Source organism: Christensenella sp., assembly GCF_034927525.1.
Lineage (GTDB): Bacteria > Bacillota > Clostridia > Christensenellales > Christensenellaceae > Christensenella.
Genome location: NZ_JAYFPU010000366.1, coordinates 1 through 1,538 on the forward strand (window position 1 = coordinate 1; position 1,538 = coordinate 1,538).

At 51.8% G+C, this 1,538-nt stretch carries 3 protein-coding genes; all 3 read left to right on the forward strand.

From position 1 onward, the window contains the following. Positions 1 to 7: 7 nt before the first annotated feature. Positions 8 to 163 carry a hypothetical protein gene (locus VB081_RS15115; RefSeq protein WP_323401483.1) on the forward strand — a complete coding sequence of 52 codons (156 nt, stop codon included), beginning with the start codon at positions 8 to 10 and terminating at the stop codon, positions 161 to 163. 57 nt (positions 164 to 220) lie between these two features. Continuing rightward, positions 221 to 856, forward strand: a complete 636-nt coding sequence (locus VB081_RS14465; RefSeq protein ID WP_323401481.1) for an FGGY family carbohydrate kinase — start codon at positions 221 to 223, stop codon at positions 854 to 856. Next, positions 807 to 1,538, forward strand: a 732-nt coding sequence (locus VB081_RS14470; RefSeq protein ID WP_323401482.1) for an FGGY-family carbohydrate kinase, incomplete at its 3' end; no start/stop codon positions are given. The genes VB081_RS14465 and VB081_RS14470, both read left to right, overlap by 50 nt.

Genomic DNA, 1,538 nt, shown 5'->3' on the forward strand with positions numbered 1-1,538 from the left:
CACCGCCATTGCGGGAGGGCTGGATAAGGTAGAGGCCATTATGGCCTGTCTCAATTCCGGGGCTATTGACACGCTGATTTTGGACGATTGCACGGCCAGTGCTATTGTTAGCGCATTATCACAAAATTCGATGGATTCCACTGAGGTGGATGATATAAATTAAACGGGAATATCAGACCCTTGGGGGGAGCTGGTATTCTACACTCAGGAGGAGGGTCTGATGAAGTACATCATTGGAATTGATGCCGGGACGTCCAACGTCAAGGCAGTGCTGTTTGACACGGCAGGAAAAGAACTGGCGGTAGAAAGCCTGGAGAACGAGCCTATCTACATTGGGGATGTTGAAGTTGAGCAGAATATGAATCTGCTGTGGGATAAGGTTGCGTTGTGCATCAAAAATCTGGTGGCCAGCGGCCCGGCAAAGGCAGAGGAAATCCTTGGCATTGGCGTGACGGCCCAGGGGGAAGGAATTTGGCTCATCGATGGGGACGGTCAGCCGGTCCAGGATGCAATTCTATGGTGTGATGGCCGGGCGACAGAGGAAGTCAGGGTTGTGACCGAAGATGAACCCCAGTTAGGGGCGCTCATTCATCGGATAACGGGAACACCAGCACTAACCGGCACTCAGCTGATGCTGTTATCCTGGATGAAAAACAATCGAAAAGAAGTCTTAGATCAAGCCAGCCATATGCTCTTCTGTAAGGACTGGGTGCGGTATAAACTTACGGGTCTTTTGGGAGGCGATTTAAGTGATACCGGAACTTCTTTGATGGATTCCGATAAAGGGTGTCGTTGCAGAAGATTTGTTGGAAACCCTGGGATTGGGAGAATATATTTCCTATATTCCGGAAATTAGTACCTCCGATACCATTGCCGGCGGTGTGACCGCTGACATGGCAGAATTCCTGGGACTGACACCTGGGACACCGGTTATCACCGGAGCCATCGATGTGGTGGCCAGTGCAGTGGGGATTGGCGCTGTTGGGGAAAATGATGTTTGCGTCATCCTGGGAACGACCTGTGCCAATGAAAGCTTTATTAAACGGGAACGTTGTGAATTTGGCAAAGAAGGCACCCGCTACGAAAAGCACGCGGTGGGGGATTTGTTTATGAATCTTATGCCAACCATGAATGGGACCCCTAATCTGGACTGGGTATTGGAAGAAGTCGCCATGACCAAGGATTTCTCTAAAATTGACATTATGATTGCCGATGTGCCCGCTGGTAGCGGCGGAGTGATTTACCATCCCTACATCAGTGCTGCAGGGGAACGGGCGCCATTCTATAATCCCGATGCCAAGGCCAATTTCTTCGGCATCAGCGCCAAAACCGGTCGGGCGGAGCTGACCCATGCCGTCTACGAAGGGATTACCCTCTCCATTAAAGACTGTCTGGCTGATGTGGCGGTGGATGCCAACGCCAAGGTTTATCTGGCCGGAGGTGGCGCCAAGAGTGCCATTTGGGCCCAGATGATTGCCGATGTGTTGGGAATGCAGGTGGTTATCTCCGATGGGGCAGAGCTTGGTGCCAAGGGAGCC

Coding starts and splice junctions, on each gene's coding strand:
- VB081_RS14465 (WP_323401481.1), top strand. CDS start 221: ATGAAGTACATCATTGGAATTGATGCCGGGACGTCCAACGTCAAGGCA.